Below are 23556 nucleotides of genomic sequence, written 5' to 3'. Positions count from 1 at the left end.
GCCCCGCGCGTGGTTGTCTTGGGTGCCAAGATGCCGGCGACGCGGGGTCAGCCACACGGCCCGGATTGTACTCGACAGACCCGCCCTGGCCGGATCCCCCGGCGGGCCCCGTGCGAAATGTGGGAGATCCGCGCCCTGGGACTCGCGGATCCTCTAGTTTTGACTGAACGACGTTTTATGTGCCATCAGGACCCCTCACTCGCGCTTCGCCCGCGTCAACCACGCTGACCCGTGCGCGCGGATCGTGCGCGCGATCGCAAAGATCACATCTTGTCATGACCCCCGACCGCGACGACACGAGCGAACTCTACAATCGGGGCGTGGCCGCGCCCCGCCCAGTCCTGTGCGTCGAGGACAACGACGCGAACTTCGCCTTGATCAAGCTCGTGCTCGAGAAGACCGGGCTGTGGGCGGTGTCGCGCGCGAACGATGCCACGCAGGCCCGCGACGCGATCGCGGGACAGCGACCGGATGTCGTGCTGCTCGATCTCGACCTCCCCGGCGTCAGCGGGCTGGAGCTGGCCCGCGAGCTCAAGGCCTCGAAGGACTGGTCGACGATCCCGATCATCGTCGTGAGCGCGAGCGTGATGCGGCAAGAGCATGACCGCGCCCGCGAGGTTGGCTGCGAGTTCTTCCTCGAGAAGCCGTTCGACATTGGCGTGCTGCGATCGACCGTCGCCCAGGCCGCCGCCGCCGGAGCAGGCCCAGTCAGCTGATCCAGCCGCGCGCCCGCCCGCGGGCCTCGAGCTCGATCAGCTGCTCGGGGGTGTTGACGCCAGCGACCTCGTCGGCCTGAACCTCGACGACCGCGACCGCCCCCGCGCGAGCCCGCAGCGCGATCAGATCGGTCAAGTAGATCTCGCCAGCCGCGTTGTCTGCTCCGAGCTGCGGCAGCTCGCGCCGAAGGTGCTCGGCGCGGACGCAGTAGACGCCCGCGTTGCACTCGTTGATCTCGCGCTCGGCCGGGCTCGCGTCCTTGTGCTCGCGGATCGCAACGCAGCGGTGGTTGGCGTCGCGCACGATCCGGCCGTAGCCGGTTGGATCCGCCGCGCGAAAGCTGGCCAGGCTGATCCCGGCCGCGCTGCCCCTGCACGCGTCCGCCAGCGCTTGCAGGGTCTGCGCGCGCAGCAAGGGCACGTCGCCGCTGAGGATCAACACCGCGCCATCAAAGCCGGCCTCGAGCTCCGGCAGCGCGCACATGACCGCGTGACCGGTCCCGTTTTGCTCGGCCTGGACCGCGAAGCCGATGGCCCAACCTGCGCTCGCAGGCAGCCGTGCTTGAACCAGCGCCTTTACGTCGGCGCCTTGGTGACCAACGACGACGATCGATCGCGCGACCCCAAACTCCCGGGCCGCCCGCAGCGGATGCAAGACCAGGGGCTCGCCCGCGAAGGGGTGCAGCACCTTGGCCAGGTCCGATCGCATCCGCGTGCCCTTCCCCGCAGCCAGCAAAATCGCGAGCGTGTTCACGCCGACACGCTACGAGATCGATCGCCCGCGACCAAGCCACGCAAACCAGTTACCCTGGCCGCCCGATGGCTGACGCGCGCTTCTCGAGCTTCTCCGAGTTCTTCCCCTACTACCTGGGCGAGCACCGCAACCCGACCTGCCGGGCGCTGCACTTCGTCGGCACCGCCGGCTTCTTCACGCTGGTCGGGTGGTCGCTGTGGTCGGATCCCATGCGCTTCGGTCCGGCGCTGGCGGCGATCCTCGCGCTGGGCGTGCTCGGCAGCTTCGTCGAGCGCCATCGCAACGCCGCGCCGATCATGCTGGCCATGATCGCGCTGGGCGTGTGGGCCCAGCCGTGGCTGCTGGCGGGCGTGTTCTGGGCCTACCTGTTCGCGTGGATCGGCCACTTCAAGATCGAGCACAACCGACCGGCGACCTTCACCTATCCGCTGTGGTCGCTGATCGGTGACTTCAAGATGTGGAGCATGATGGCGACCGGGCAGCTGTGGACGGGCGACCCGGTCGCAGACGATCACTAGTACGAGTTCGAGCCGACAGGCGAGCGTTTGGGGTGAGCGAAGGGGGCTCCGCCGCCGAAGCGAGGGGCTTTTGAAAGCCCCTTGAAGACATAGGCAGGCCCGAGTCGAGCGCTGCGCGCTCGGTTCCGGACTAAAACGGGTCGGACCAGCGCGGATCATCGGCGAGCGTGGGATCCGTCAGCGTCCCCAAGAACGCCACCAGCGCGGCGCGATCCATCGGGCTCAGGTTCAGGCGGATCGGGTTGCCGCTTTGCGGATCTCGCAGGCGCGGATCCAGGTTCGGGTGGGCCTCGATCCCGCTGTTGTAGTGCTCGACGACCTCCGCGAGCGTGGCGAAGCGTCCGTCGTGCATGTACGGCCCCGTCAACGCCACGTTGCGCAGCGAGGGGCTCTTGAATTTGCCATCGTCCGCGGCCAGCCCAGTGGTCCCGCCCACGCCGTCGTCGCTGGCGTCGATCAGCCCGTTGTTGACGGGCTCACCCACGAACCACAGCGCGAGGTTGTCGAGCGGCGGCGGCTGACCGCCCGGCGGCGGGGGCGTGAGCGGGCTGCCCGGCATGTGGCAGCCCCCGCAGCGGCCCTGGCCGAAGAACAGATCCTTGCCGCGGTTTTGCTGGGGCGTGAAGTTGGGGAGATCCTGGGCCACGTCGCCACCGACGAGCGCGACCCCTTCGTCCCACGCTGAGCGATACGAGGCGATCGAGCGGACGAACTGCGCCAGCGCCAGCGAGATCCGCTCCGAGCTGACGGTCGCGTCTCCAAACGCGGCTTCGAACAGCGGCGCGTAGTAGTCGGTCGAGCCGACCCGCGTGACCAGCTCGTCTAGGGTCAGGCCCATCTCGGCGGTGTCTTGGATAGGCATCAGGACCTGGTCTTCCAAGGTGTCGGCCCGCTCGTCCCAGAACATCGCGCCGCGCTCGTACCAGCGCAGGTTGGCAAGCGGCATCGAGTTGCGCCCAGTCAGGTCCCCGGCGAAGCCCTCGGACAGCGTGGCTGTGTCGGAGAAGCCCGTTGAAGGCTCGTGGCAGCTTCCGCATGCGACCGTGCGGTTGTGGCTCAACTGCCGATCCCAAAACAGCACGCGACCGAGCGTCGCGCCGGCGTCGGTGATCTGGTTGTCACCGGGGGTGTTGTCGGCCGCGTCGACCAGCGGCGTCTGGAAGTGCGCGGGGAGATCGTGGCCATAGTCGAGCAAGGTCGCTGGCAACACGGGCTCGTCCAAGGCCGGGTCCGCCTCGTTCCGCGTGGTGTCGGTGCCCGTGTCGGTGTTGCTGACCTCCGCATCGCAAGCGACGAGCAGCAAGGGCGCGAACAGGGCGAGGAGGCGGGCGTGACGGGTAAGCAAAGTTGGGCGCGACATCGTGCGCCTTTCAATGCAGATGTCATACCGTGCACATTCGCTCGATCTCGGGCGAATGTCCGCTTGTTGAAAGTGACGGCGGACCGTCGCGGACGGTGCGTGCAGTCGTCGGACGGTTGGAGCAGCCGCGATCAGCCCTGCGGGGCGGGGTTGATCTTGCCCGTGCTCGAGCCGCCCAAGTACGCGTAGCTGTCGGCCCCGTCGTAACCAACCACGACGACGGAGAACGGCTCGGTGCCCTCGAGCTGGTGGACGCCATCGGGCACGGCGTAGCGGGCCGCCTCCCAGTCGCCGCCGAACTCCAAGTACTGATCTGGGGGGATCGGCACGCCGTCGACGGTGACCTCGGCGCCGATCGGCTGGGTCACGACGAGCACGTCGTTGATCCACTGATCCGGGACCAACACGACATAGCGCGGCAAGAACTGCTCGAAGGGCGCGAGCTGGACCATCGCAGGATCCCCGAGGTTGCCCGAGGGCAGGTTGCCGAACCCGGTCATGTAGTTGGCGACGGCGATCGGCTTGTCGGCCTCGATCAAGAGATCGCCGGGATGCTGCGGCGTGCCGCCTGCGAAGAATTCCAGCTTCTCGCCCTGGTCGAGCATGGCCGGGGTCATCGGGAGCCCGGTCACGTCTTGATGCGCGGTGATCGTGACGGAGGTGTTGTCTTCACTGGCGACGATCTGCCACAGCGAGGTCTCGGGTGCCTGTGGCCAGCGCACGGGGACCCGGCCGGCCGCGAAGTTCTGACCCCACAGGCGCACGCCCGCGAGCTGCTCTTCGATGTGATCACAGGCGACCTCGCCGAACGGGATCCATGCGCACTCGTGCCCCGAGAACACCGCGATTGGGTGGTCCTCGTCGGAGATGACCTTGGTCCCGGTCAGCTGCGCGTGCTGCTGCACGACCATGACCTCGGCGATCTCGCCCTCGGCGAGCATGATCTGAAATGGCACGTTGGGGCTGCCGGCCGGGACCCCGGGCCCCGCCTGGGTCGAGACCACCGGGGTGACCTCGACGACGGTGCCGTCTTGCGCGGCGACGATCGTGATGTAGCCGTTGCCGTAGCCTTCGCCCCAGTGCACGACGTGGTTGATGTAGTCCCAGCTGGCCGCGGGATACAGCATCGAGGCGTCGGAGCTGGCCGCGCCTTGGATCAGCGGGTTGAACTGGTAGGCGATGATCGGCACGTCCGAGCTGACCCGATAGGTGCCGTCGGCCTTGATGCCGCTGCCTTGCTGGTTGTTGTTGGGCAGCGGGAACGCGTGAAGATCCAGCGGCGCGACCACGATCGGGCCGCCGACCACCTGCCACGCGTTGCCAACCCGCTTCTCGACCGTGACCGTCGCCGGGGTGTCGAGCTGCACGTTGGACACCGCGACTGCGTATTGATCATTCTCGAGCCCGCCGTTTTGATCGAGATCGACCGCGTAGAACAGGCAGCCCACGGTGGTCTCGCCGGCCGCAGCCTGGTCGCAGTTCTCGGGGATGATCGGCCCCTCGTCGCCCGTGTCGCCGCCGCCGTCGGGGATCCCCGCCATGTCGAACTTGATGCCACCGTCCGGGTCGCCGTCGCCCGAATCACCGTCGCCGTCGCCGTCGCCCGTGTCGCCGTCGCCGTCGCCGTCGCCGGGATCGCCATCGCCATCGCCATCACCTGGGGTCTCGGTTGCGGTCGTGGCATCGAGTGTGACGCCGTTCGTGGTCGTGGTCGTGGCGTCGTCGGTGTTGGGCTCGTCGCCGCAAGCGGCGAGAGAGAGGCTGAGAACCAAGCAAGCAAGGCAATTGCGGCGCATGACAGCGAGTGTAACCGCGCGAACGGGCGGCGACGACCAGCGCGAGATCGACGGCTCAGCGCGCGGCCGCCAGGCGCTCGAGCGCCTGCCACTGCGCGGGCGTGTTGCACGGGAGCAGCGCGTTGGGATCGGGCAGCGCCGCGGCGTCGACCCACTCGACCTGGGCCGCGTGAAACACCCGCTGCAGACGCAGCTGCCCGCGCGCGAGCTCGGCCTTTGCGTGGCCAAGCATCTGCCCAACAGCCACCGCTGCGGCCAGCGGGTGCAGGCGACCGTCGGGCTCGCGCGGCGCGGCGGCGTACACCTGGGGGTCACGCCGCTGCGCCGCCTGCAGCTGGGCGAACATGAAGGCCACGTGGCGGGCGCTCAACGCCGCGGCGTCGCACGAGCCAAGGTACGCGAGCTCGACCCCCCGCGCGGCCAGGCGCTCGAGCCCGGCGACCACCCCGACCAGCGGACCGCCGTTTTGCACGCTGTCGTCCACGCGCTCGACCGGGTAGCCAACCAGCGAAGGCAGCTGCTGGCCGGGCCGCGCCGCGACCACGATCAAGTCGCAGCAACCACCGAGCACGCAGACCACCTGCTCGAGCAGCGGACGACCGTGGAACTCGAGCCACGCCTTGTCGGTGCCCATCCGCGTCGACGAGCCGCCCGCCAAGACTACTGCGCCGGCCACCTCGTGAGAGTGCCAGAGCCACCGCGGCGCGCAACATCGCCGCGCTCCCCCACCGCGCCCCCGCACCGCGCCCCCGCACCGCGCCCCCGCACCGCGCAACGTAGACGGCGCGGCAACCAGCGACTATCGTGATCCCGTGAAACTGCGCATTCGCGGCGACTCCCTGCGTCTTCGGCTGACCCGCGGCGAGGTCCAGCAGCTGCGCGCGACCGGCCGCGTCAGCGCCACCACCGACTTCGGCGCGCGCACGCTCGAGTATGCGCTGGCGACCGCCGAGGTCGACGCGGCCCAGGCTCGGTTCGAGGGCGACTGCATCGAGGTCACCCTGCCCCGTACAACCGCCAACGCTTGGGCCGACACCGAACAAGTCGGGATCGAGGCCGAGCAAGGCGCCCTGCGCCTGCTGATCGAGAAGGACTTTCAGTGCCTGGCTCCGCGCGCGGGCGAGGAGGACAGCGACACCTTCCCGCACCCGAACGCCGACTCGGGCGCGAGCTGCTGAGGGCCCGCGGCGCGATGCAAGCTGTCGCCGCGCGGTTGAGCTCTCGTCCACGACGCGGCACCCAAGCGCAGCTGCGCGGGGCGGCCTGCACACCTTCGCTACGCTCCCCTCGCCTGCCGTGCGCCACCTTGGCGCTGGCGACGGCGCTTGGTTTGGGCTTGGGCTGCCGCCAGCGTGACGACGCCAGCACCGTCGACCCCGCGCTGGCGTCCGCAGCAACCATCGAGCAGGTCCCACCGATCCCCTACGCCGGGACCTGGATCGGACCGGCGCTGACCCTGAGCTTCGTCGGACCGTGGGTCTTCGTGCTGCCGACCCACGCCGAACCAGGCCAAGCCCCGATCGAGCTGCGCGCGACCGTCGAGCGCCGCGAGGGCGACGCGTTCGCCCTGCGAACCAGCGTGGCCGGCCTGTTGCCCGCCGACTTTTTGCGACCCACAGACTGGACGATGCTCGTCGAGGATGGCCAACTGGCGATCGCCATGGGCGACGAGCCGCTCACGGCGTACCTGCGCGACGAAGCCACCGCGCCACCGCTGCTCGGACCCACGATGCTCGATGAGCTCGAGCTCCCCGCGCAAGTGTCGATGGCCAGCGCGGTCGCGTGCCTGGAGCAGGCCAGCTCGCGCTGCGCTGCGCTCGAGGCCGGCGGACCGCTGGCGGCGGGCTGTCGCGAGCTGACGTGGGCCACCTGCGTCGCCGGACTGCCCCCATCACCGGCCGCAGACGCGCCCACCGACTGGGCCGATCCGACCGTCCGCGCGACGTGGGAGCGAGCGCGCACGATCGACGAGCTGCAGCTGACGCTGCGCTACGCCGAGCGCCTCGACCAGGCCGCGGACCCCAGCCAGCGGTCTGAGGCCCGGGCCGTGTATGTCCGAACCCTCGAGCTCGTGGCGACCACGCTCGAAGCGCTCGCGCATGACGGCCCCCTCACGGACGATCCAGCGCTCACGGATCTGCGCGCCGCGATCCAGACCGCTCGCGACGCTGGCTTGCTGCCGTAGCATCTCAGTCGAGCGTGATCGCTACGACGTGCTCCCGGTCGTCGCCCGCCTGCAGCACGACCGGCAGCTCGACCTCGACCCCATCCACGAGACAAGCGATCACCTCACGCCCGGCCGACCGCTTCTCGATCTGCACCCGGTACACGGTCTGCCCATCGCGCAACACCAGGCGAACGCTCGGCCACTCGCGCGGCAGCGTGGGCGCCAGCGTGATCCGCCCCTGCTTGCGCCGCACCCCCAGCATTCGCTCGACCCCGAACCGATACAGCCACCCAGCGGCCCCCGTGTACCAAGTCCAACCGCCCCGACCCACGTGCGGCGGCTCGGAGTAGATGTCGGCCGCGACGACGTAGGGCTCGACGCGATAGCGCTCGATCGCCCGTGGATCGGAGCCATGCGCGATCGGGCCGATCATCTGCGCGACCGCCCACGCCCGCTCGATCTCACCGAGATCGGCGTAGGCCCACGCGACCCACACGGCGGCGTGGGTGTACTGACCGCCGTTCTCGCGGACCCCAGGGGGGTAGCCTTCGACATAGCCAACCCGCGCGCTCGCGCCCCGAAACGGCGGCGTGAACAGCCGAACCACGCGCTCGTCCGGCATCACCAGGCGCTGCCACACGCTGTCCATCGCGACGTGGGCCCGCCGCTCGCTCGCGCCGCCCGACAGCACCGACCACGACTGCGCGATCGAGTCGATCTCGCACGCATCGCTGCCGCTGGCCCCGAGCGGCGCCCCGTCGTCGTGGTACGCCCGCAGGTACCAGGCCCCATCCCACGCGGACTCGAGCGGGGCACGCAAGGCCTCGGCGCGAGCCTGCAGCGCGCGGGCGTCGTCGTGCTCGCCAAGCTGCTCGCACACGCTGGCGAACGCGAGCGCGGTCGCGCGCACGAACCAACCCAGCCACACGCTCTCGCCAAACCCGAGCACGCCAACGCTCGAGAACCCGTCGTTCCAATCACCGCTCCCGATCAGCGGCAAGCCGTGGGCCCCTACTTCATTGGCCCGGGCAAACACCCGCATGCAGTGGTGATAGAGCGTGCCCGATCCGGCGACCGTCAGCTCACCATCCTGCCCAGACTCGAGCCGGGAGTAGTAGCGCTCGTGCTCGTTGGCAGCCAGCGGCGTCGCATCCAAGAATCGGACCTGCTCGGCGAGGATCGTGAGGTCGCCGGTCGCCTCGACGTAGTGCGCGGCCACCAGCGGCAGCCACAGCAGATCGTCGGAGCAGCGCGAGCGCAGGCCCGCGCCGTGCGGGGGGTGCCACCAGTGCAGGACGTCGCCGGCCTCGAGCTGCCACCCGGCGGCGTCGAGCAGGTGCGCGCGAACCATCTCCGGGGCCGCGTGAACCAGCCCCATCACGTCCTGCAGCTGATCACGAAACCCGAACGCCCCGCTCGATTGATAGAACCCGGTCCGCCCCCACAGCCGCGACGAGATCGACTGGTACAGCAGCCAGCGATTGACCATCAGGTCAAACCCGAGATCGGGGCTGTGGACCTCGACCGCAGACAAGATGCGATCCCAGCGGCGGTCGAGCAGCTCGCGCGCCTCGCTGACCCGCGCGCCGTCGCGGTAGCGCCTCGCCAGCTCGATCGCGCTGGCCCGATCCGCCGCCTCGCCGAACACGAAGTGCAGCTGCGTGGTGGCGCCTGGGGCCAGATCGATGTGGAGCTGCAGCACCGCGCAGGGATCGCAACCTTGAACCTCGCCCGACAAGCCGATCCGGCCCAGCGCCGCGGGTGATCGGCGATCCCCACCGCGGCCAAAGAACTCCTCGCGGCAGGTCGTGACGCCATGCAAGCGCTCACTCGCGGCCGCGAACGCCCAGCGCTGGGCGAAGTTGGGGTTCCACGGGTTGCGGGCCAGCATCACCTCGAAGTCCGGGACGAAGTCGCTGACCAGCGTGCGGGTGTCCGACCTGCGGCTCCCCAGCAGCCACTCGATGCACAAGGTCACTGTCAGCCGCCGGGGCTGGTCCCCGGTATTGGTCAGCGCCAGCCGGACCAGCCCGACCGGATCGCTGGGTGCAACGAACACCTCGGTGTGCTGCCGCAGGCCGTGGCCATGATGCGAGAACGAGGTGGTGCCCGCCCCGTGTCGGATCTGATACGCCGCCGGATACGGCGCGGGCGCGGGCATGGGGGACCAGATCTCACCGTCGAGCTCGTCGCGCAGGTACACCGAGATCGACGGCGGATCGAGGACCGGGTCGTTGGACCAGGGCGAGAGCCGGCGGAGCCCAGCGTTGGTCGACCACGCATAGCCAGCGCCGCGCTCGGAGATGATGCAGCCAAAGTCGGGGTTGGCGAGCACGTTGATCCACGGCGCCGGCGTGGACTCGCCAGGCTCGAGGTGCACGACGTACTCGCGGCCGTCGGGCGAGAACCCGCCGTAGCCGTTGTCGAAGCGCAGATCATCGGGTCGCGGCAAGCGGGTGGTTTGCGGGCGCGGCTGGCCCTCGGGCTCGAAGGGCGGCAGCTCGGGGACTCCGATCGGCCGCAGCGTGCCCTCGAGGTCGAGGTCGGCGTCGACGATCAGGCTCGCGCTGCTGAGCAGCAGATCGCGCTCTTCCGCGCTCAGGCTCGCGCCGTGAATGACGAACACGCCGCCCCCTTGCTTGGCCAGCCGCGCGCCGGCGTGCTCGAGCAGCTGCGCGAGCCGCTGACGGAGCGTGCCGTCGTAGCTGGCCGAGCGCTCCTCCAACACGACCAGATCCACGGCGAGTCCGCGCTCGTACCAGTGCATGTGGGCCTGGGCGAGGCGGGTGATCACGCCGGATCCAACCGTGGTCACCCGCGCGAGCAGGATCGGTGCGTCGCCCGAGATCCCGTGGCGCCACAGCCCATCTTGACCGAGGCGATTGCGGGCCCGGACCTCGCTCGCGGCCTGCAACTCGGGGCGCGGGAACAGCAGGGCCGACAACAAGCGCTGCTGCGCCCGCATGTCGTTGGTGTCGTGACCGCGGGTCTGCGCGCGCTCGATCGCGACGCGCTCCGCGTCGAAGGCGTGGCGACGCACCGCCGCCATGGTCGCGAGCCGACCGGCGCGGGCCAGCACCTCGGCGCGCGTGCGACCGACCACGCTGACGAACGCACACTCGGCGGTGCCCCTCGCCGGCAGCTCGAGCTCGCCCGACATCACGACGCAGGTGTCGAGCGCCGCCTGCAGCGGGGTCTCCTGGCTCGGCAGCGCGCGGGTCAACCCGGCCAGATCGGTGAGCGATCGCCCGCGCCCAATGAAGCGCCCGCGATCCGTCTCGTAGCGCGACCAGGCCACGGCGTCCGAGACCAGCGCGCACGCGAACCACAGCTGCTCGTCACCCGGCGCCCGCGGCCGTCGGCGGCACAGGATCAGCGGATGCGGGGTCACGCACAGCTGGGCGTCGACAAACAAGTGGGCGAACGCGGGGTGCCGCTCATGCTCGACCGCGTTGCCCAGCAAGACCTCGGCGTAGTGGGTGATCGTCAGCCGTCGTCGGTGACCTCGACGATCGCTGACCCGAAAGATCCGCAGCTCCGCGTCCTCGGTCGGCGAGACGGTGACCGCGAGCTCCGCGAGCAAGCCATGGGGATGCGCGATGATCGACGCCCCGTGCGGCGAGAACACGACCTCGCGGTTTGGATCGTCGCCCTCGCCCAGCGAACACCAGCGCCGCCCGTCATCTTCGTCGCGCAGGTAGGTCGCGGCTCCCCGGTCCTCGAGCGTGGTGTCGTGGCAGGGCCGGGTGATCGCGCGGCCCCTCCACCAGCTGTGGCCCGCGCCGGCCCGGGTGATCAGCAAGCCGTAGCGGCCATTCGAGATCAGATGCGCGCCGGGTCCATCGTTTGGATCGGCGAGCCAACCGCGAACGCGCTCGTGCCTGGGTCGGACCGGGGGTCCCTCTGCGGCTGGCTGGGGCCGCTCGATCGGCACGCGGCCGGGCGAGCGCTCGCGCAACAACAGCTCGACGGTGCGCACGGCCGGGTCGCAGTGCATGCGTCGGACCATGGCGCGGTCGCACAGGTAGCCGTGCAGCGCGAGCATGATCATGCCCTGATGATGGGACATGTACGCGTAGACGACCGTGTGCTTGCTGCCAAGCCCGGTTCGCTCGCGGGTGTAGTCGATCGCTTCATACACGCCGAGGGCCCCAAACCCGCCGGCCTTGGCGATCGCTACCAGGTTGTCTGCGACCGCGGCGGGCTCGTGGTGCAGGGCGAGCAAGCAGGCGTAGGGTGCGACGACGAGATCACGATCGAGGCCGCGGCGAAACCCAGTCGCGGGGACACCAAACGCCCGATACTGGTACCTGAACTCGGCGTCGAGCCGGGCGTAGGCCGACTCGGACATCCCCCACGGCAGGCCGTGGCGGCGCGCGTGCTCGATCTGGGCCTGGATCGCCGCTCTCGCGCTGACGTCGAGCAGCGTGCCTTCGCCCTCGTCGAGCAACAACGGCGGCATCAGGTACTCGAACATCGTGCCGCTCCACGACAACAACCCGCGCGCGGCCCCAAAGCTGCCGATCGGGCGACCGAGCTTGGCCCAGTGCTGCAGCGGCATGTCGCCCTTGGCGATCCCCACGAAGCTGGCGAGCCGGGCCTCGGACGCGAGCAGATCATAGTGATGGTCGTCGTAGCGCTCGGCGCTGACGTCGTAGCCGATGTACGCGAGCTCGCGTACGCCGTCGTAGAGAAATTCGAAGTCCATCTCGGCCGCGAGATCGCTGGCGAGCTGGGCCAGCTCGCCGAGCCGGGTTCGGGCCATGTGGGCGTGGTCGAGGCTGGTCCGCAGGGCCTGCTCGAGCTGGTCGACCCACGGCTCATGGGCCGCGACCCAGCTGACGATCCCCCCCTCCTTCGAGGCTCGAAGCGCCCGCAGGCGGGCGAGCGCGCGCGTGATCACGTCGGGCGTCTGACCCAGCGTCGGCGCGCGCCACAGCGCGTTACACAGCGCGTCGAGCAGATCTATCGAAGGACCCGGCGCCGGCTTGGGCAGCCGCGCCAGCAGCTCGAACCACGGCAGCTGGGCCGCCATCTCGGCCCGCACGTCCGCCACCTCCGTGCGGATCCGCGTGGCCCAGACCTGCAGCTCTTCGAAGCGCGCCGGCTCGAACACCGCCCCGTCGTGCGCGCCAACCCGCGCTTCAAACAGCTCGAGCAGGCGCGCGTCGAGCTGCACGAAGGTCTGCTCATCGAGGGCGTTGAGGCTGGTCAGCCAGGTCCGCGGATGGTCGGTCACGGCCTCGACGTGGCCCCGCATGAGCTGCACGTGCCGCCCCGCTCGGTCTGCGTCGGCCCCCCAGTGGGTCAGCGCCTCGGCCAGCACGTCGAGCGAGTCGGCCAGTCCGGCGAACCGCCCGCTCACCGGCCGGGCCGACTCCGCGAGCTCGCGGCAGGTCTGCTCGAGCACGATCAGCGCCGCCGCCAGGTTGCCGCTGTCAACGGTCGAGATGTAGCGGGGCTCGAGCGGCTCGAGGGTGCTCGTGTCGATCCAGTTGAGCACGTGGCCGCGATGCCGCGGCAGCCGAGCCAGGGTCTCGATCGTGTTGCCCAGGCGAAACACCAGCTCGAGCAGATCGATGTAGCCAAGATCGCGAGCCGCGAGGGTCGCGAGCAAGGCCATCCCAATGTTGGTCGGCGAGGTTCGGTGCGCGAGCTCGTGGATTGGTTGCTCTTGCAGGTTGTCGGGCGGCAGCCAGTGGTCATCGGGGCCAATCACGGTCTCGAAGTAGGCCCACGTCCGGCGCGCGAGCCGACGCAGGTGCGCGCGGTCGACCTGCGCGGGTGGCTCGACCCGCCGGCGCGCGGATCGAGCCGTCCAGATCGCCAGCGGCGGCGCGATGAACCACGCCAGCAACAGCGGCGACGCGCCCGCGAGCGCCTCTGGCCGAACCGCCACCAGCAGCGCGGCGAGCAGCGGAGGCACCACCAGCGACGGCGCCATCTCGCGGATCACGGTCACCGGCTCGCTGCTGCCCCGCCCAGCGTGCGCCGCGGCGGTCCACTCGAGCTGGTTGCGCCGGGTGATCATGGTTCGCACCAGCGCGCGCCCGGCCGCGTCGAGGCACACCTGCGCCTCGTCCAGCAGCGTCGTGGTCCGCAGCAGCCAGCGACCGAGCGCTGCGGGGGCCGAGACCACCGTGCCCCACAGGGCGGCCCGGAGCCGGCGGGGCCGGGCCGAGCTGAGCACGCCGCCAGCCAGACCGGTCAACGCCGGGGTGGCCAACAACAACGCGACGAGACCCGTCCACATCCACGCCGAACCTGGCAGCGCCAGCCATCCCGTGACCGCCAAGCCGACCAAGGTCGGCGCCAGCAGGCTGCGGCGCAGGTTGTCGAGGATCTTGTAGCGCCCGATCCCGTCGAACCGGCTGGGTGTGCGCCGACCTCCAGACACCGGGACATGCCGACCCAGCCACGCCAACAGCTGCCAGTCACCGCGCACCCACCGATGCAGGCGCCGCGCGAAGCACAACCAATTTTGCGGGTAGTCCTCGTACACGATCACGTCGGTGACCAGGCCCGCGCGCCCGTGCAGGCCCTCGAGCAGGTCGTGGCTCAAGATCCGATCTTCGGGGATCTGCGCGGCCAAGCTGCGCTGAAAGTCGTCGATCGCGTAGATGCCCTTGCCAACGAAGATCCCCTCACCAAACAGATCTTGGTACACGTTCGACACGGCGCGGGTGTAGATGTCGAACGCGCCGTCGCCAGCCATGGCCCGCGCGAACCGGCTCGGCGCGTCGTCGGGCGCCACGTCGGCGCGCGGCTGCAGCACCGTGTAGCCAGACCGCACGCCCAGCCCCTCGTCAAAGCGCGCCTGGTTGAGCGGATGCGCGAGCGTCTCGATCAAGCGCCGCCCTGCTCCCAGCGGGAGCACGGTGTCGGCGTCCAGCGTCAGCACATAGCGAAACTCGTCAAAGTGCCCCTCGCGGCCTTCATGGACCACGTAGGTGGTCTCGAGGTCGCCACGCAGCAAGCGGTTGAGCTCCTCGAGCTTGCCGCGCTTGCGCTCCCATCCCATCCAGCGGCCTTGCCGGGGCGACCAGACCCGCTTGCGGTGAAACAGGTGAAACGGGCCGTCCCCGGGTCCCTCCGCCGGACTCGAGCCGCCTCGTGCGTGGCGTCGATTGAGCGCGGCGACCTGCTCGCGCGCGCGCTCGAGCAGCTCGTCGTCGCCGGCCAGCGTCTCGGTCTCGGCGTCGCAAAGATCGGTCAACATCGCGACCTCGATCATCGGATCGCGGGTCGCCAAGTAGTGCGACTCGAGTCTGTTCGCTAGCGCGTCAACGTCGGCTTCGTTGATCAGCAGGCCCGGGACGACGACGAGAGTGCGGTGCGCCCTCGGGACCCCGCCAATGAACTCCAGCTTGGGCAGCGCGACCGGCACAACCGCCAGCGTGACCACCCAGTTGACCAAGCTGACGCCGATCGTCCACCCGGGGATCAGCACCAGCGCGCACGCCAGCACCACCAACCCCGGCGGCGTCCCGGCGGCGATCAGCCAGGCGGCCAGCGCCGCGACGTGGACCGCGGCGACCAGCGCGATGCTGCCCAGATACAGCGGCGCCGCGCGGCGTCGTAGGATCCTCGCGGCTCGCTCCGCGAGGCGCGGTCGGTAGCCGATCGCCCGCTCGAGCGCGGACTCGCTTCGCGCGTACAAGACATGGCCCACGTGCCCGTCCGCGCCGGCCAGCTCGAGCGCCCGCATCGCAACCGCGGTCTCGGACAGCTCGCTGCCCCGCGCGAGCCGCTCGATGATCCGGCGATAGCGATCCCGCGTGGCGAAGTCCATGGTCGGATACACGCCGCTCGGGTCCATGCTGGCGATCCGGTGGACCTCGCTCGTGGCCTCGAAGAAGCGCGCCCAGTCGGTCTTCTCGACCATCAACAGGCTGCGCACGCAATTGCCGACGCGATGGTCGACCGTGGTGTCCGTGATCGGCGTCAACAGTCGCGGCAGGTCGCGGCCAAGCTGCTCGAGCAAGCCTAGCCGCAGCAGCATGGGCAGCGCCCACAGCTCCGCCATCGAGGCGTCGTGGTGGTGTCCAAACTCGCGGGCCCGTCGGGTCAAGAGCTCGAGATCGAGCAGCCCCTCGCCCTCGCGCAGCAGCGAGAACGCCTCGACCTCGCTGCGCCGCAAGCCTGCGTACGCACCGGTCTCGAACTGCGCGAGCCGCCCCTCGAACTCACCGGTGAAGCCGCGCCGAACCTCCCGGGTCGCACGGCGCAGCACGAAGTGGTTGTCGAGCACCCACTCGATGCCGCCCGGAAGCGAGCTGTCGTTGCGATCCGCGAGCGCCCGCACCAACCCGTTGAGGTGCCCCGCGACCGCGTAGGCCCGCCCGCGAGTCGAGCGCCGCTGAGGTGCAAACGCAAACTCATGCTGATCGTCGGGCGTCACTCCACACTCTGGCTGGGTGTGAAGCGGGGGCTCTCGGCCGGCAGATCCTGGACGAGCCACAGCGGCTTGACCAACGAGTCCAGCAACCGACGCGCGACCGAACCGTAGCGCTCTCCGTGGGCGCAGCCGCCCCCGTGGGCGCACAGCAGCACGAGGTCGCTGTTGGAGGTGCTCGCCAGCCGCTCGATCGCCCGCGCCGGGTTGGCGTCGGTCAGCAGCTTGATCCCGACCCGCAGCCCGCGAGCCGTGAGCCGCTCGCCGATCCCCTCGAGGTAGCTCTTGGCCCGGGCGAGGTTGGACTTGGTCAGCTCGTCGATCAGCGCCCGCTCGCGCGGGCCAGACGGCAGGTGGGAGGAGCTGTCGGGCCGCGGGACCACATGCACGAGGGTGATCTCGGCGTCGTGCGCCTGCCCAATCCGGCTGACCAGCGGCAGCACGTGCTCGGCCCGCGCCGAGCAGTCGAGCGGAACCAGGACGTGCTCGAACGCGCTGAAGGTCGGCTCGGCCGGCACCACCAGCAGCGAGACCGGCCCGCTCGAGATGACCTTGCGCGTGGTGCTGCCCATGCGCCAGCTCCGAGAGCCGTCGCTTCCGTGGCTGGCGATCACGATGAGGTCGACCTCGTCCGTGTCGATGAAGTGCAAGATTTGCTCGGCCGCGCGCCCCTCTGCCACGACCGAGGTCGCCTTCTCTTCCAAGGGCAGCTGCTTGGCGAGGCGCTCGAGATCCATCTCTGCGTGGGCCCGCGCCATCGCCCACTCCAGCGCGTGGACCGGGCCCGCGTGCTTGGAGGTCAGGACCCGCAGCAGCGTGACCCGCGAGCTGCGGCTTGCGCGGATCGCCGCCAGCGCGGCTGGAAGCGCGCGGTGGGCCGAGTCCGATCCATCGGTGGTCACCAGCACGTGCTCGGGGATCACCGCCGCCACCCGCCGTCGCAACGGGTTGCTGGCGACGTGCGGTACGTGCTCGGTCGCGGCGCCGCGGGCGACCGGCGGCACCAGCGAGCGGCCCAGGCAGGCGCGACCGATCGACAGGTGGGCGCAGCGGACCATGGTCTGGTCGCGGGTTGGCCCCGGCGCCCTTAGATTGATTTTCTCTGGCGTCATGTCGCTCCTGCACCGCCGTTGCTATTGGCATTTGATTGCCGGCGGTTCACATTCACGATTGATCATGGGTCAATCGTTGCAAAGCGCAGAGTTGTGGCGAACAACGGCCCAGGGCCGCAAGGATTGCTCACGGGCCCAAGCCGGCACAATTACTCGAGACAGTTACGCTAGACAATGTTCATACTATGGCACCGCGGCGAGTTTGCCATGGTGTGCCATTAGGGCTGCGGCGTGAAGCTGCCGACGCTGCGGTCCCACACGTAGCGCGTGAGCACCTCGCCGTGGCGCAGCTCGACGGCCGAGACCTGGCCCCCCGCCGCGCGCACGAACTCGAGGCTGGCGTCGGCCACGGCGCAGTCGTAGGGCTCGACGCCGATCGTGCCCACGCCCTCGAGCATCGCGCCGGTTGGCCGCAAGAACGACCAGCTTGGTCCGCGCTCGCAGCTGCCGATCCGGGGGGCGACGGCGACCAAGGTCGGCCCGTCGACGAGCGGGACCACGGCGACCGCAAACCCCGGGATGTCGACGAGCTCGCCCAAGTCGTGCACGCGGATCGACCCGCCCTCGCTGAGCAGGACCAGGTGATCGTAGGCGCCCGCGACCGCCGGGGCTGGCAGCAGCAGCACCGCGTCGAGCTCCGCGTCGCCGTTGAGATCGACGATCACGTGATCTTGGACCTCGTCCGCGCGGCGGCCGTGATCCCGCAGCGCGCGGGCCAGCTCCAGCGGCAACGAAGGATCCTCGGCCACCGTGGTCCCGTCGATCTGCCAGCGCGCGGGAACGCCAAAATTGCCAGGGTCGACCCCTGCCCCCTCGGCTTCGCTGGCAGCCGCGGCGGCCGCGTGAGGGGGACTCGCGCTCGCGTCACCTGGCTGGCCCCGATGACACCCGGTCGAACCCAGCAGTCCGAGAGACAGTGTCAGGAGCACCCCCGCGTCGACGCAGCGCATGCTGCAGGTCAGCGCGGGCACAGGCGCATGTCAAGCGCAGCCCCAGCTGGATCCCCTGGGTCGGGGTTATCCTGTCGCCGGTGTCGGCTCCGCTCGATGATCTCGGCGCGATCCTCGAGCACGCCCTCGCGCTCGAAGCTCGCGAGCGCGACGCGTTCGTCAATGCGCTCGCGCCTCGCTGGCGCACGCCGCTGCAACAGCTGCTCGCGGGCCCCGAGCCAGACGCCGCGATCCAGCGAGCGCTGACGCTGCCAACCACCCACCTGCGCGAGCCACCAAGCTCGACCTTTGTCGCGCTGCTGCACCAAGGCAGCTACCCGACGCGGCTGATGCGTCTGCTCGACGCGCCGCTGGTCCACGCGCTGTTGGTCCCCAACGCGCCGCGCCAGCCCAGCGTGTCCGAGCAGATCGAGGCCGCGCTCGCCGAGCACCCGGTGGCCGAGGCGATCGCTCGGGTCCGCACGCGCAACTACTTGTGGCTGGCCCGCCGCGAGCTCGAGCACGCGCCGCTCGAAGAGGTCGGCCGCGCGCTCAGTGACGTCGCGGGCGCCTGCATTGACGCGGCCCTGCGCGGGGTCGATCCGCAGCTAGCGGAGCAAGTGTGTGTGTTCGGCATGGGCAAGCTCGGCGGCCGCGAGCTCAATTTCCTCAGCGACATCGATCTGGTGTTCGTCCACACCGACGAGGCCGTCGCCGCGCCCGACGAAGCGCGCGCGCACCGACTCCGGACCGCCCTGCACGATCGCCTGCGCAAGGCCCTGCGTCTGATCGAGGGCAGCGGCGTGTGGCGCCCCCTGTTTCACGTGGATCTGCGCCTGCGCCCGTTCGGCTCCCGCGGCCCGCTGTCGCTCTCGCTGTCGGCGCTCGAGCGCTACTACGAGCGCCACGGTCGCGGCTGGGAGCGCCAAGCCTGGCTGCGCGCGCGCCCAGTCGCCGGCAACCTCGAGCTTGGCGCGACCGTGCTCGACCGGCTCTCGCCCTTCGTGTGGCGGCGCAGCCTCGGGCCCGAGATCTTCGATGAGATCGCCGCCATGATGAAGCGCTCCCGCGCCCAGGCGCACGACAGCATCGGCAGCGCCAACGTCGATCTCAAGCACGACGCCGGCGGGATCCGAGAGGTGGAATTCTTCGTCCAGAGCCTGCAGCTGCTCAACGGCGGCCGCAACCCAAGCGTCCGCGCGCGCTCGACCCTCGACGCTTGTGATCGCCTCGCCGCCGCCGGCCTCCTCAGTGATCGAGAGCACGAGATCCTGGCGCGCGCGTACCGAGTGCTGCGCCGCATCGAGCACCGGGTCCAGCTGAGCGAGGGCCAGCAGACCCACCGCGTGCCCCAAGTCGAGCCGGCCCGCGAGCTGCTCGCGCGTCGGCTCGCGGTTGGGGCTCCGCCGACTTGGCTGATCGGCGCGGTGCGGAACCTCGCGGGCGCGCTCGAGCCTGCACCGCCGCGAACGCTGACCAGCTTCGACGCCGCCTTGACCGAGCTGCGCGGCCAGGTCCAGGCGATCACCGGCACGCTCACGGGCGAGTCCGAGCTCGCCGGGCAGGCCCCCGCCGAGCGCGGTGTCGCGCAGGCGGTGCTGCTCGATCCCGGCTCGTCACCGCGCTCGCGGCTCGAGGCCCTGGCGATCTTCGGGCTGTGGCCCGAGGCCGCGGAAGAGGTCGCGGCGATGCTCGATCACCTGCTCTCGCGTCCCCACGGGGCGCTGGCCAGCTCGGGCGCCGCGCTGGCGGGCGGCCAGCGACTGCTGCTGGCCTGCCTCGACAGCGCCAACCCCGTCGAGGCCGTGCGCCGCTTCGTCGAGTTTTCGGCCACGCGTCCGGCTCACCTGGCCATGTGGCGCGTGATGGGAGCGCCCGAGCAAGAGCAGCTGGTCCGCCAGATCGCAGATCTGTTTGGCGCGAGCGAGCCGCTCAGCCGCGGCCTGATCGGCTTTGGCGGCACCTCGGGCCCGGCGCGGGACGGTGGCCTCTCGCTCCTGCTCGAGGCCGCCGCCAGCGAGCTCCCCACCGCCGACGAGCTGCGCGAGCGCTTCGCCAACTTTCACGCCGAGGGCGAAGACACCAGCCTCGATCACCGCTTGATGTTGTTCAAGCACCGCGAGCTGGTGCGGATCGGCATCTACGATCTTGGTCGTCGCCCGGATCCGCTGGCAGTCGGGCGCAGTCTGTCGGACTTGGCCGATCTCGTGGTCCGCGAGCTGCTCGCGGATCTAGCCGCCGAGCAGCGCGATGGCCCGGCGTTCACGCTCGCGGTGCTGACGCTCGGCAAGTTTGGCATGCAGGCGATGGACTACGGCTCGGATCTGGACCTGATGTTCGTGTTCGAGCCCGCGGACTCCGTCTCGCCCACGGTCGCGCGGGAGTCCGCGCAACGGGTCAGCCGCCGGCTGATCGCGCGGCTCGAAGATCGCAGCCGGGGACTGCGGCTGTACGAGGTCGACATGCGCATGCGTCCATCCGGCCGCCAGGGCCTGCTGGTCTCGTCGCTGACAGGGTTTCGCAGCTACCACAGCCACCCGCTCGAGGTCTGGGAGCGGCTCGCGCTGGTGCGCCTGCGCGGCGTGGCCGAGCAGCAGTTTCCGTCGCGCGGTGCCGCTCATGCACCCAACGGCGTGGAGGCCGACCCATCCACGGGTCTGGCCGCCACGATCGTCAATGAAATTGTGCCCGCCTCGGTCTGGGCCCGCGATGATGATCCAGACCACGTCGCCAGCGAGACGCGCAGGCTCAAGGAGCGGATCGAGCTGGAGCTCGCGCGTGAGACACGCGAGCAGTGGAACATCAAGACAGGGGTTGGCGGCGTGCTCGAGGCTGAACTCTTGGTGTCTGCCCTGCAGTTGCGGCACGATGTGCACGCGCAGGCGCCCCCGACAGGGCAACCGACCTCGCCCGCTCGCATGAACCTCCGCGCCCGCGATATACCCAGCGCGTTGCAGCAGCTCGCGTCGATCGGTGCGCTCGACCCCGCCGAAGCGCTGGCGCTCGATCGCGCCTACCGGTTCGAGCGACGCCTGCTGAATCGGCTCCGCATGTCGCGGGGCAGCGACTGGGGCGAGACCGACCGCTTGACTCTGAATTCTCCCCGCCTGACCGCCCTTGCACGTAGGATGGGCCTCGCGGACCGCGACACACTGGTCTCGACACTCGAGCGTGAACGCTCGCTCATCCGAGCCGCCTTTGATCGCCACCTCCCCCGGCTGGACCCACCCGATACCACCCGCCGACCCGACGACACCCATGCCGGAGACCACTGAAACCACGCTCGGCTTCCCGCTCAAGGGTACGCTCCGCCGCAGCCCGTTCCCAAAGCTCGTCCGTCAGCTCGCGCGGACCAAGAGCACTGGCAGCCTGTACTTGCTCAACGGCAAGACCAAGAAGGTCGTGTTCTTCAGTCACGGCGAGCCGATCTCCGTGCGCTCGAACGTGACCGCCGAGTGCCTTGGGCAGATCCTCGCCCGCGAAGGCCTGATCACCCAGGCGCAGTGCGATCAGACCCTCGAGTCGATCCGTCGGACCGGCAAGAAGCAAGGCGAGCTGCTCGTGGAGATGGGGATCTTGAGCGAGGGCAACCTGCGCTATGGGCTCGAGGCCCAGCTGCGTCACAAGCTCTACGACATCTTCAGCTGGGACGACGGCCGCTACCAGTACAAGCCCGACGTCGAAGGTGACGACTACGGCCTGCGCTTCTCCAACCACGTCCAGGGCATGATCATCAACGCCCTGCTCGAGACCACCGAAGAAGCCCACGCCGCGCGCTCGCTCGAGGGCTTCAGCGATCGGTTTCCGGTCATCGATCCCGCGCAAGAGGTCAAGCTCGAGGTCGCCCCCGAAGAGGACTACTTCCTCAGCTGCCTCGACGGCAGCAAGAGCATCGGCGAGCTCCTCGCAACCCCCTTCGATCCGGTCGTGCCCTCGACCGCGCTGCTGCTCTACGCCTCGATCCAAGCTGGCGTCGCGCGGCTGGCCAAGACCCGCCGCGAGCCGCGTGAGGCCCTGGCCAAGCCCGACGACGGCCGCGTGATGCCAGATCGCCAGCTCGCGCCCAGCTACGAGCCCGCGCTGTCGATCACCACCTACGAAGACACGCCCCTCCCCGGCCAGCTGCCCAAGCCCGAGAACGAACACTTCGACGCGGGCGACGACTTCACCGTCGACGAGCCCGACGCCATTCAGCCGGCGCCGCGCGAGATCTCATCGGCTCTGATCGCGGCCGAGCGCGACACCCCCGACGAGACCTTCGACGACGACATCGACCTCGCGAGCGGCGACGAACCAGAGAACAGCGACCCCGCGATCGGGGCGCCCGGCCAGGGCCAACCGCTGGCAGCCGATCCCGCCGAGACCGGCGTGTTCGAGATGGTGTTGCTCGACGACGACGACGACAAGCCGTTCGAGCACGAGCCAGACGACGACAGCCCGCCCGCGCTCGCCGAGCCAGAGCCAGAGCCAGAGCCGGAGCCAGAGCCAGCACCACGAGCCGTCGAGCCGGAGCCGGAGCCAGAGCCAGAGCCAGAGCCGGAGCCGGAGCCGGAGCCCCCCGCGATCGAGGTCACGAACACCGAAGATCCCGACGCGTTCGATGACGACGAAGAGATCGAAGAGATCGAAGAGCTCGAAGAGCTCGTCGAGCTCGAAGAAGTCGTCGAGGTCGAAGACGGCGGAGGCGAAGACTTCAACGACGTGTCGGAGCCCTCGCTGCCGTCCTTGGACGCCGATCCATCGCAGCCCCCACCCCTGGACGCGCCCGATCAGCCCGAGAGCCTCGAGCCCGCCCTGGACCTGTCAGAGCCCCCGCCGCTGGGCGACGACGAAGACGACCTCGCGGCGCTCGCCGCCGACCTCGAGGCCGACGACGACCTCGCGCTCGATCGCAGCCTGAGCAACCTCTCGATCGAAGCGGTCGCCAACGCGCTCGACGACGATCTCGACGACGCTCAGGACGAGCCCGATCCGCTCGCCGAGTCGCCCGACCCCGCCGAGGCCGACCCTGACCTCGAGGCCACGATGGCAGTCCGCGATGAGCTCGTGGATCTCGACGAGCTCGACGACATCGATCTCGGCGACAACCTCTCGCTCGACGGCGCCGACCTCGGAGACGACGCCGCCACGCTCGGAGCTGGCCTCGACTACGATCCCGACGCCACCGCCACCGCCGACGCCGAGACCCAAGGCGCCATGCAGTTCGCGGACGGCGAGTTTGCGATCGCCGAGTCCCGCTGGGATCAGGCGATCGTCCACCTCGAGGCCGCCTACGAGCACGGCGTCGACGTCGCCGAGCTGCACACCTACCTCGCGTGGGCCCGCTTCCAAGCCAGCGGCCAGAGCCCCGAGATGGCCGACCACGCGCTGGAGCTGCTCGCCTATGCCGAGGACATGAACCCGAACATCGCCGTGGTGTTCTCGTATCGCAGCGCGGTGCTGCTGAGTTTGAGCGACAACGCGGGGGCCCAGGACGCGGCCCAGCAGGCGCTCGACTTGGATCCCTACGACGAGCTCGCTATCGACGTAATGGACAGGCTCGTCTAGCCTTAAACCCCCACATAGACCTTAGACTTCGCCGACTGCAGCCGCTTCGCGTCTGGTCGCTTCGCTCCTCGGGGCTGGCTGTTCGCATCCGCATGTGTGGCCCCCTAGAAGGGGGCTCGCGTGGCTTCGGCGGACGGGTACGGGGCTTCGGCGGACGGGTGCGGGGGCTTCGGCGGACGGGTACGGGGGCTTCGGCGGACGTGTGCGGGGGCTTCGGCGGACGGGTACGGGGCTTCGGCGGACGGGTACGGGGCTTCGGCGG

General features: G+C 70.0%; 13 protein-coding genes. 6 read left to right on the top strand and 7 right to left on the bottom strand.

All coding sequences use genetic code 11. The features are described 5' to 3' along the window. Nucleotides 1-275: 275 nt before the first annotated feature. Nucleotides 276-716 carry a response regulator gene (locus DB30_RS33525; protein ID WP_052556813.1) on the top strand — a complete coding sequence of 147 codons (441 nt, stop codon included), beginning with the start codon at nt 276-278 and terminating at the stop codon, nt 714-716. On the opposite strand, the gene DB30_RS33520 is transcribed toward DB30_RS33525, so the two are convergent. Beyond that, nucleotides 709-1470, bottom strand: a complete 762-nt coding sequence (locus tag DB30_RS33520) for a sugar phosphate nucleotidyltransferase (RefSeq protein WP_052556811.1) — start codon at nt 1468-1470, stop codon at nt 709-711. The two genes, DB30_RS33525 and DB30_RS33520, sit on opposite strands and share 8 nt — an antisense overlap. Before the next feature lie 65 nt (nt 1471-1535). Between DB30_RS33520 and DB30_RS33515 the strand changes: the two genes are divergently transcribed. Next, nucleotides 1536-1988 carry an Mpo1-like protein gene (locus DB30_RS33515; protein WP_052556808.1) on the top strand — a complete coding sequence of 151 codons (453 nt, stop codon included), beginning with the start codon at nt 1536-1538 and terminating at the stop codon, nt 1986-1988. A 130-nt stretch (nt 1989-2118) separates the two neighbouring features. On the opposite strand, the gene DB30_RS33510 is transcribed toward DB30_RS33515, so the two are convergent. The 3 genes from DB30_RS33510 to mobA form a co-directional block, all read right to left on the bottom strand. Next, nucleotides 2119-3348, bottom strand: coding sequence for a cytochrome-c peroxidase (locus tag DB30_RS33510; RefSeq protein ID WP_052556807.1), 1230 nt, complete (start codon nt 3346-3348; stop codon nt 2119-2121). A 131-nt stretch (nt 3349-3479) separates the two neighbouring features. Then, on the bottom strand, nt 3480-5144 hold the full coding sequence (locus DB30_RS33505; protein WP_146661785.1) for an IgGFc-binding protein: 1665 nt from the start codon (nt 5142-5144) through the stop codon (nt 3480-3482). Between the two features lie 55 nt (nt 5145-5199). After that, complete coding sequence (gene mobA, locus DB30_RS33500) at nt 5200-5820, bottom strand: molybdenum cofactor guanylyltransferase (RefSeq protein ID WP_146661782.1); 621 nt, start codon at nt 5818-5820, stop codon at nt 5200-5202. A gap of 136 nt (nt 5821-5956) precedes the next feature. Here mobA and DB30_RS33495 point away from each other — a divergent pair, with 136 nt between their 5' ends. Together DB30_RS33495 and DB30_RS33490 are read left to right on the top strand one after the other, a co-directional pair. Next, on the top strand, nt 5957-6322 hold the full coding sequence (locus tag DB30_RS33495) for a DUF7009 family protein (RefSeq protein ID WP_052556800.1): 366 nt from the start codon (nt 5957-5959) through the stop codon (nt 6320-6322). A gap of 35 nt (nt 6323-6357) precedes the next feature. After that, nucleotides 6358-7329: a hypothetical protein gene (locus DB30_RS33490; protein WP_146661780.1), complete on the top strand. Its 972-nt coding sequence runs from the start codon at nt 6358-6360 to the stop codon at nt 7327-7329. 4 nt (nt 7330-7333) lie between these two features. Here DB30_RS33490 and DB30_RS33485 read toward each other — a convergent pair whose 3' ends face one another. The 3 genes from DB30_RS33485 to DB30_RS33475 form a co-directional block, all read right to left on the bottom strand. Further along, a complete protein-coding gene (locus DB30_RS33485) occupies nt 7334-15712 on the bottom strand; it encodes a GH36-type glycosyl hydrolase domain-containing protein (RefSeq protein ID WP_052556795.1) in 8379 nt (2792 codons plus the stop codon). Continuing rightward, complete coding sequence (locus tag DB30_RS33480) at nt 15709-16818, bottom strand: universal stress protein (RefSeq protein ID WP_146661778.1); 1110 nt, start codon at nt 16816-16818, stop codon at nt 15709-15711. Before DB30_RS33480 ends, DB30_RS33485 begins: the two co-directional genes overlap by 4 nt. Before the next feature lie 218 nt (nt 16819-17036). Then, nucleotides 17037-17789: a hypothetical protein gene (locus tag DB30_RS33475; protein WP_052556791.1), complete on the bottom strand. Its 753-nt coding sequence runs from the start codon at nt 17787-17789 to the stop codon at nt 17037-17039. A gap of 59 nt (nt 17790-17848) precedes the next feature. On the opposite strand from DB30_RS33475, the gene DB30_RS33470 reads away from it, so the two are divergent. Then, entirely contained in the window at nt 17849-21022 is a 3174-nt protein-coding gene (locus tag DB30_RS33470; protein WP_052556789.1) for a [protein-PII] uridylyltransferase family protein, read from the top strand. After that, nucleotides 21006-23294, top strand: coding sequence for a DUF4388 domain-containing protein (locus DB30_RS33465; RefSeq protein ID WP_146661776.1), 2289 nt, complete (start codon nt 21006-21008; stop codon nt 23292-23294). The genes DB30_RS33470 and DB30_RS33465 overlap by 17 nt, the downstream gene beginning before the upstream one ends. The last annotated feature ends 262 nt before the right edge of the window (nt 23295-23556 follow it).

Source organism: Enhygromyxa salina, assembly GCF_000737335.2.
GTDB lineage: Bacteria > Myxococcota_A > Polyangia > Nannocystales > Nannocystaceae > Plesiocystis > Plesiocystis salina_C.
Note: the sequence above shows the minus strand (reverse complement) of the source record. Positions and strands in the feature narration are given on the sequence as shown.

Coding starts and splice junctions, on each gene's coding strand:
- DB30_RS33510 (WP_052556807.1), bottom strand. CDS start 3,348: ATGTCGCGCCCAACTTTGCTTACCCGTCACGCCCGCCTCCTCGCCCTG.
- DB30_RS33480 (WP_146661778.1), bottom strand. CDS start 16,818: ATGACGCCAGAGAAAATCAATCTAAGGGCGCCGGGGCCAACCCGCGAC.
- DB30_RS33465 (WP_146661776.1), top strand. CDS start 21,006: ATGCCGGAGACCACTGAAACCACGCTCGGCTTCCCGCTCAAGGGTACG.
- DB30_RS33505 (WP_146661785.1), bottom strand. CDS start 5,144: ATGCGCCGCAATTGCCTTGCTTGCTTGGTTCTCAGCCTCTCTCTCGCC.
- DB30_RS33515 (WP_052556808.1), top strand. CDS start 1,536: ATGGCTGACGCGCGCTTCTCGAGCTTCTCCGAGTTCTTCCCCTACTAC.
- DB30_RS33525 (WP_052556813.1), top strand. CDS start 276: ATGACCCCCGACCGCGACGACACGAGCGAACTCTACAATCGGGGCGTG.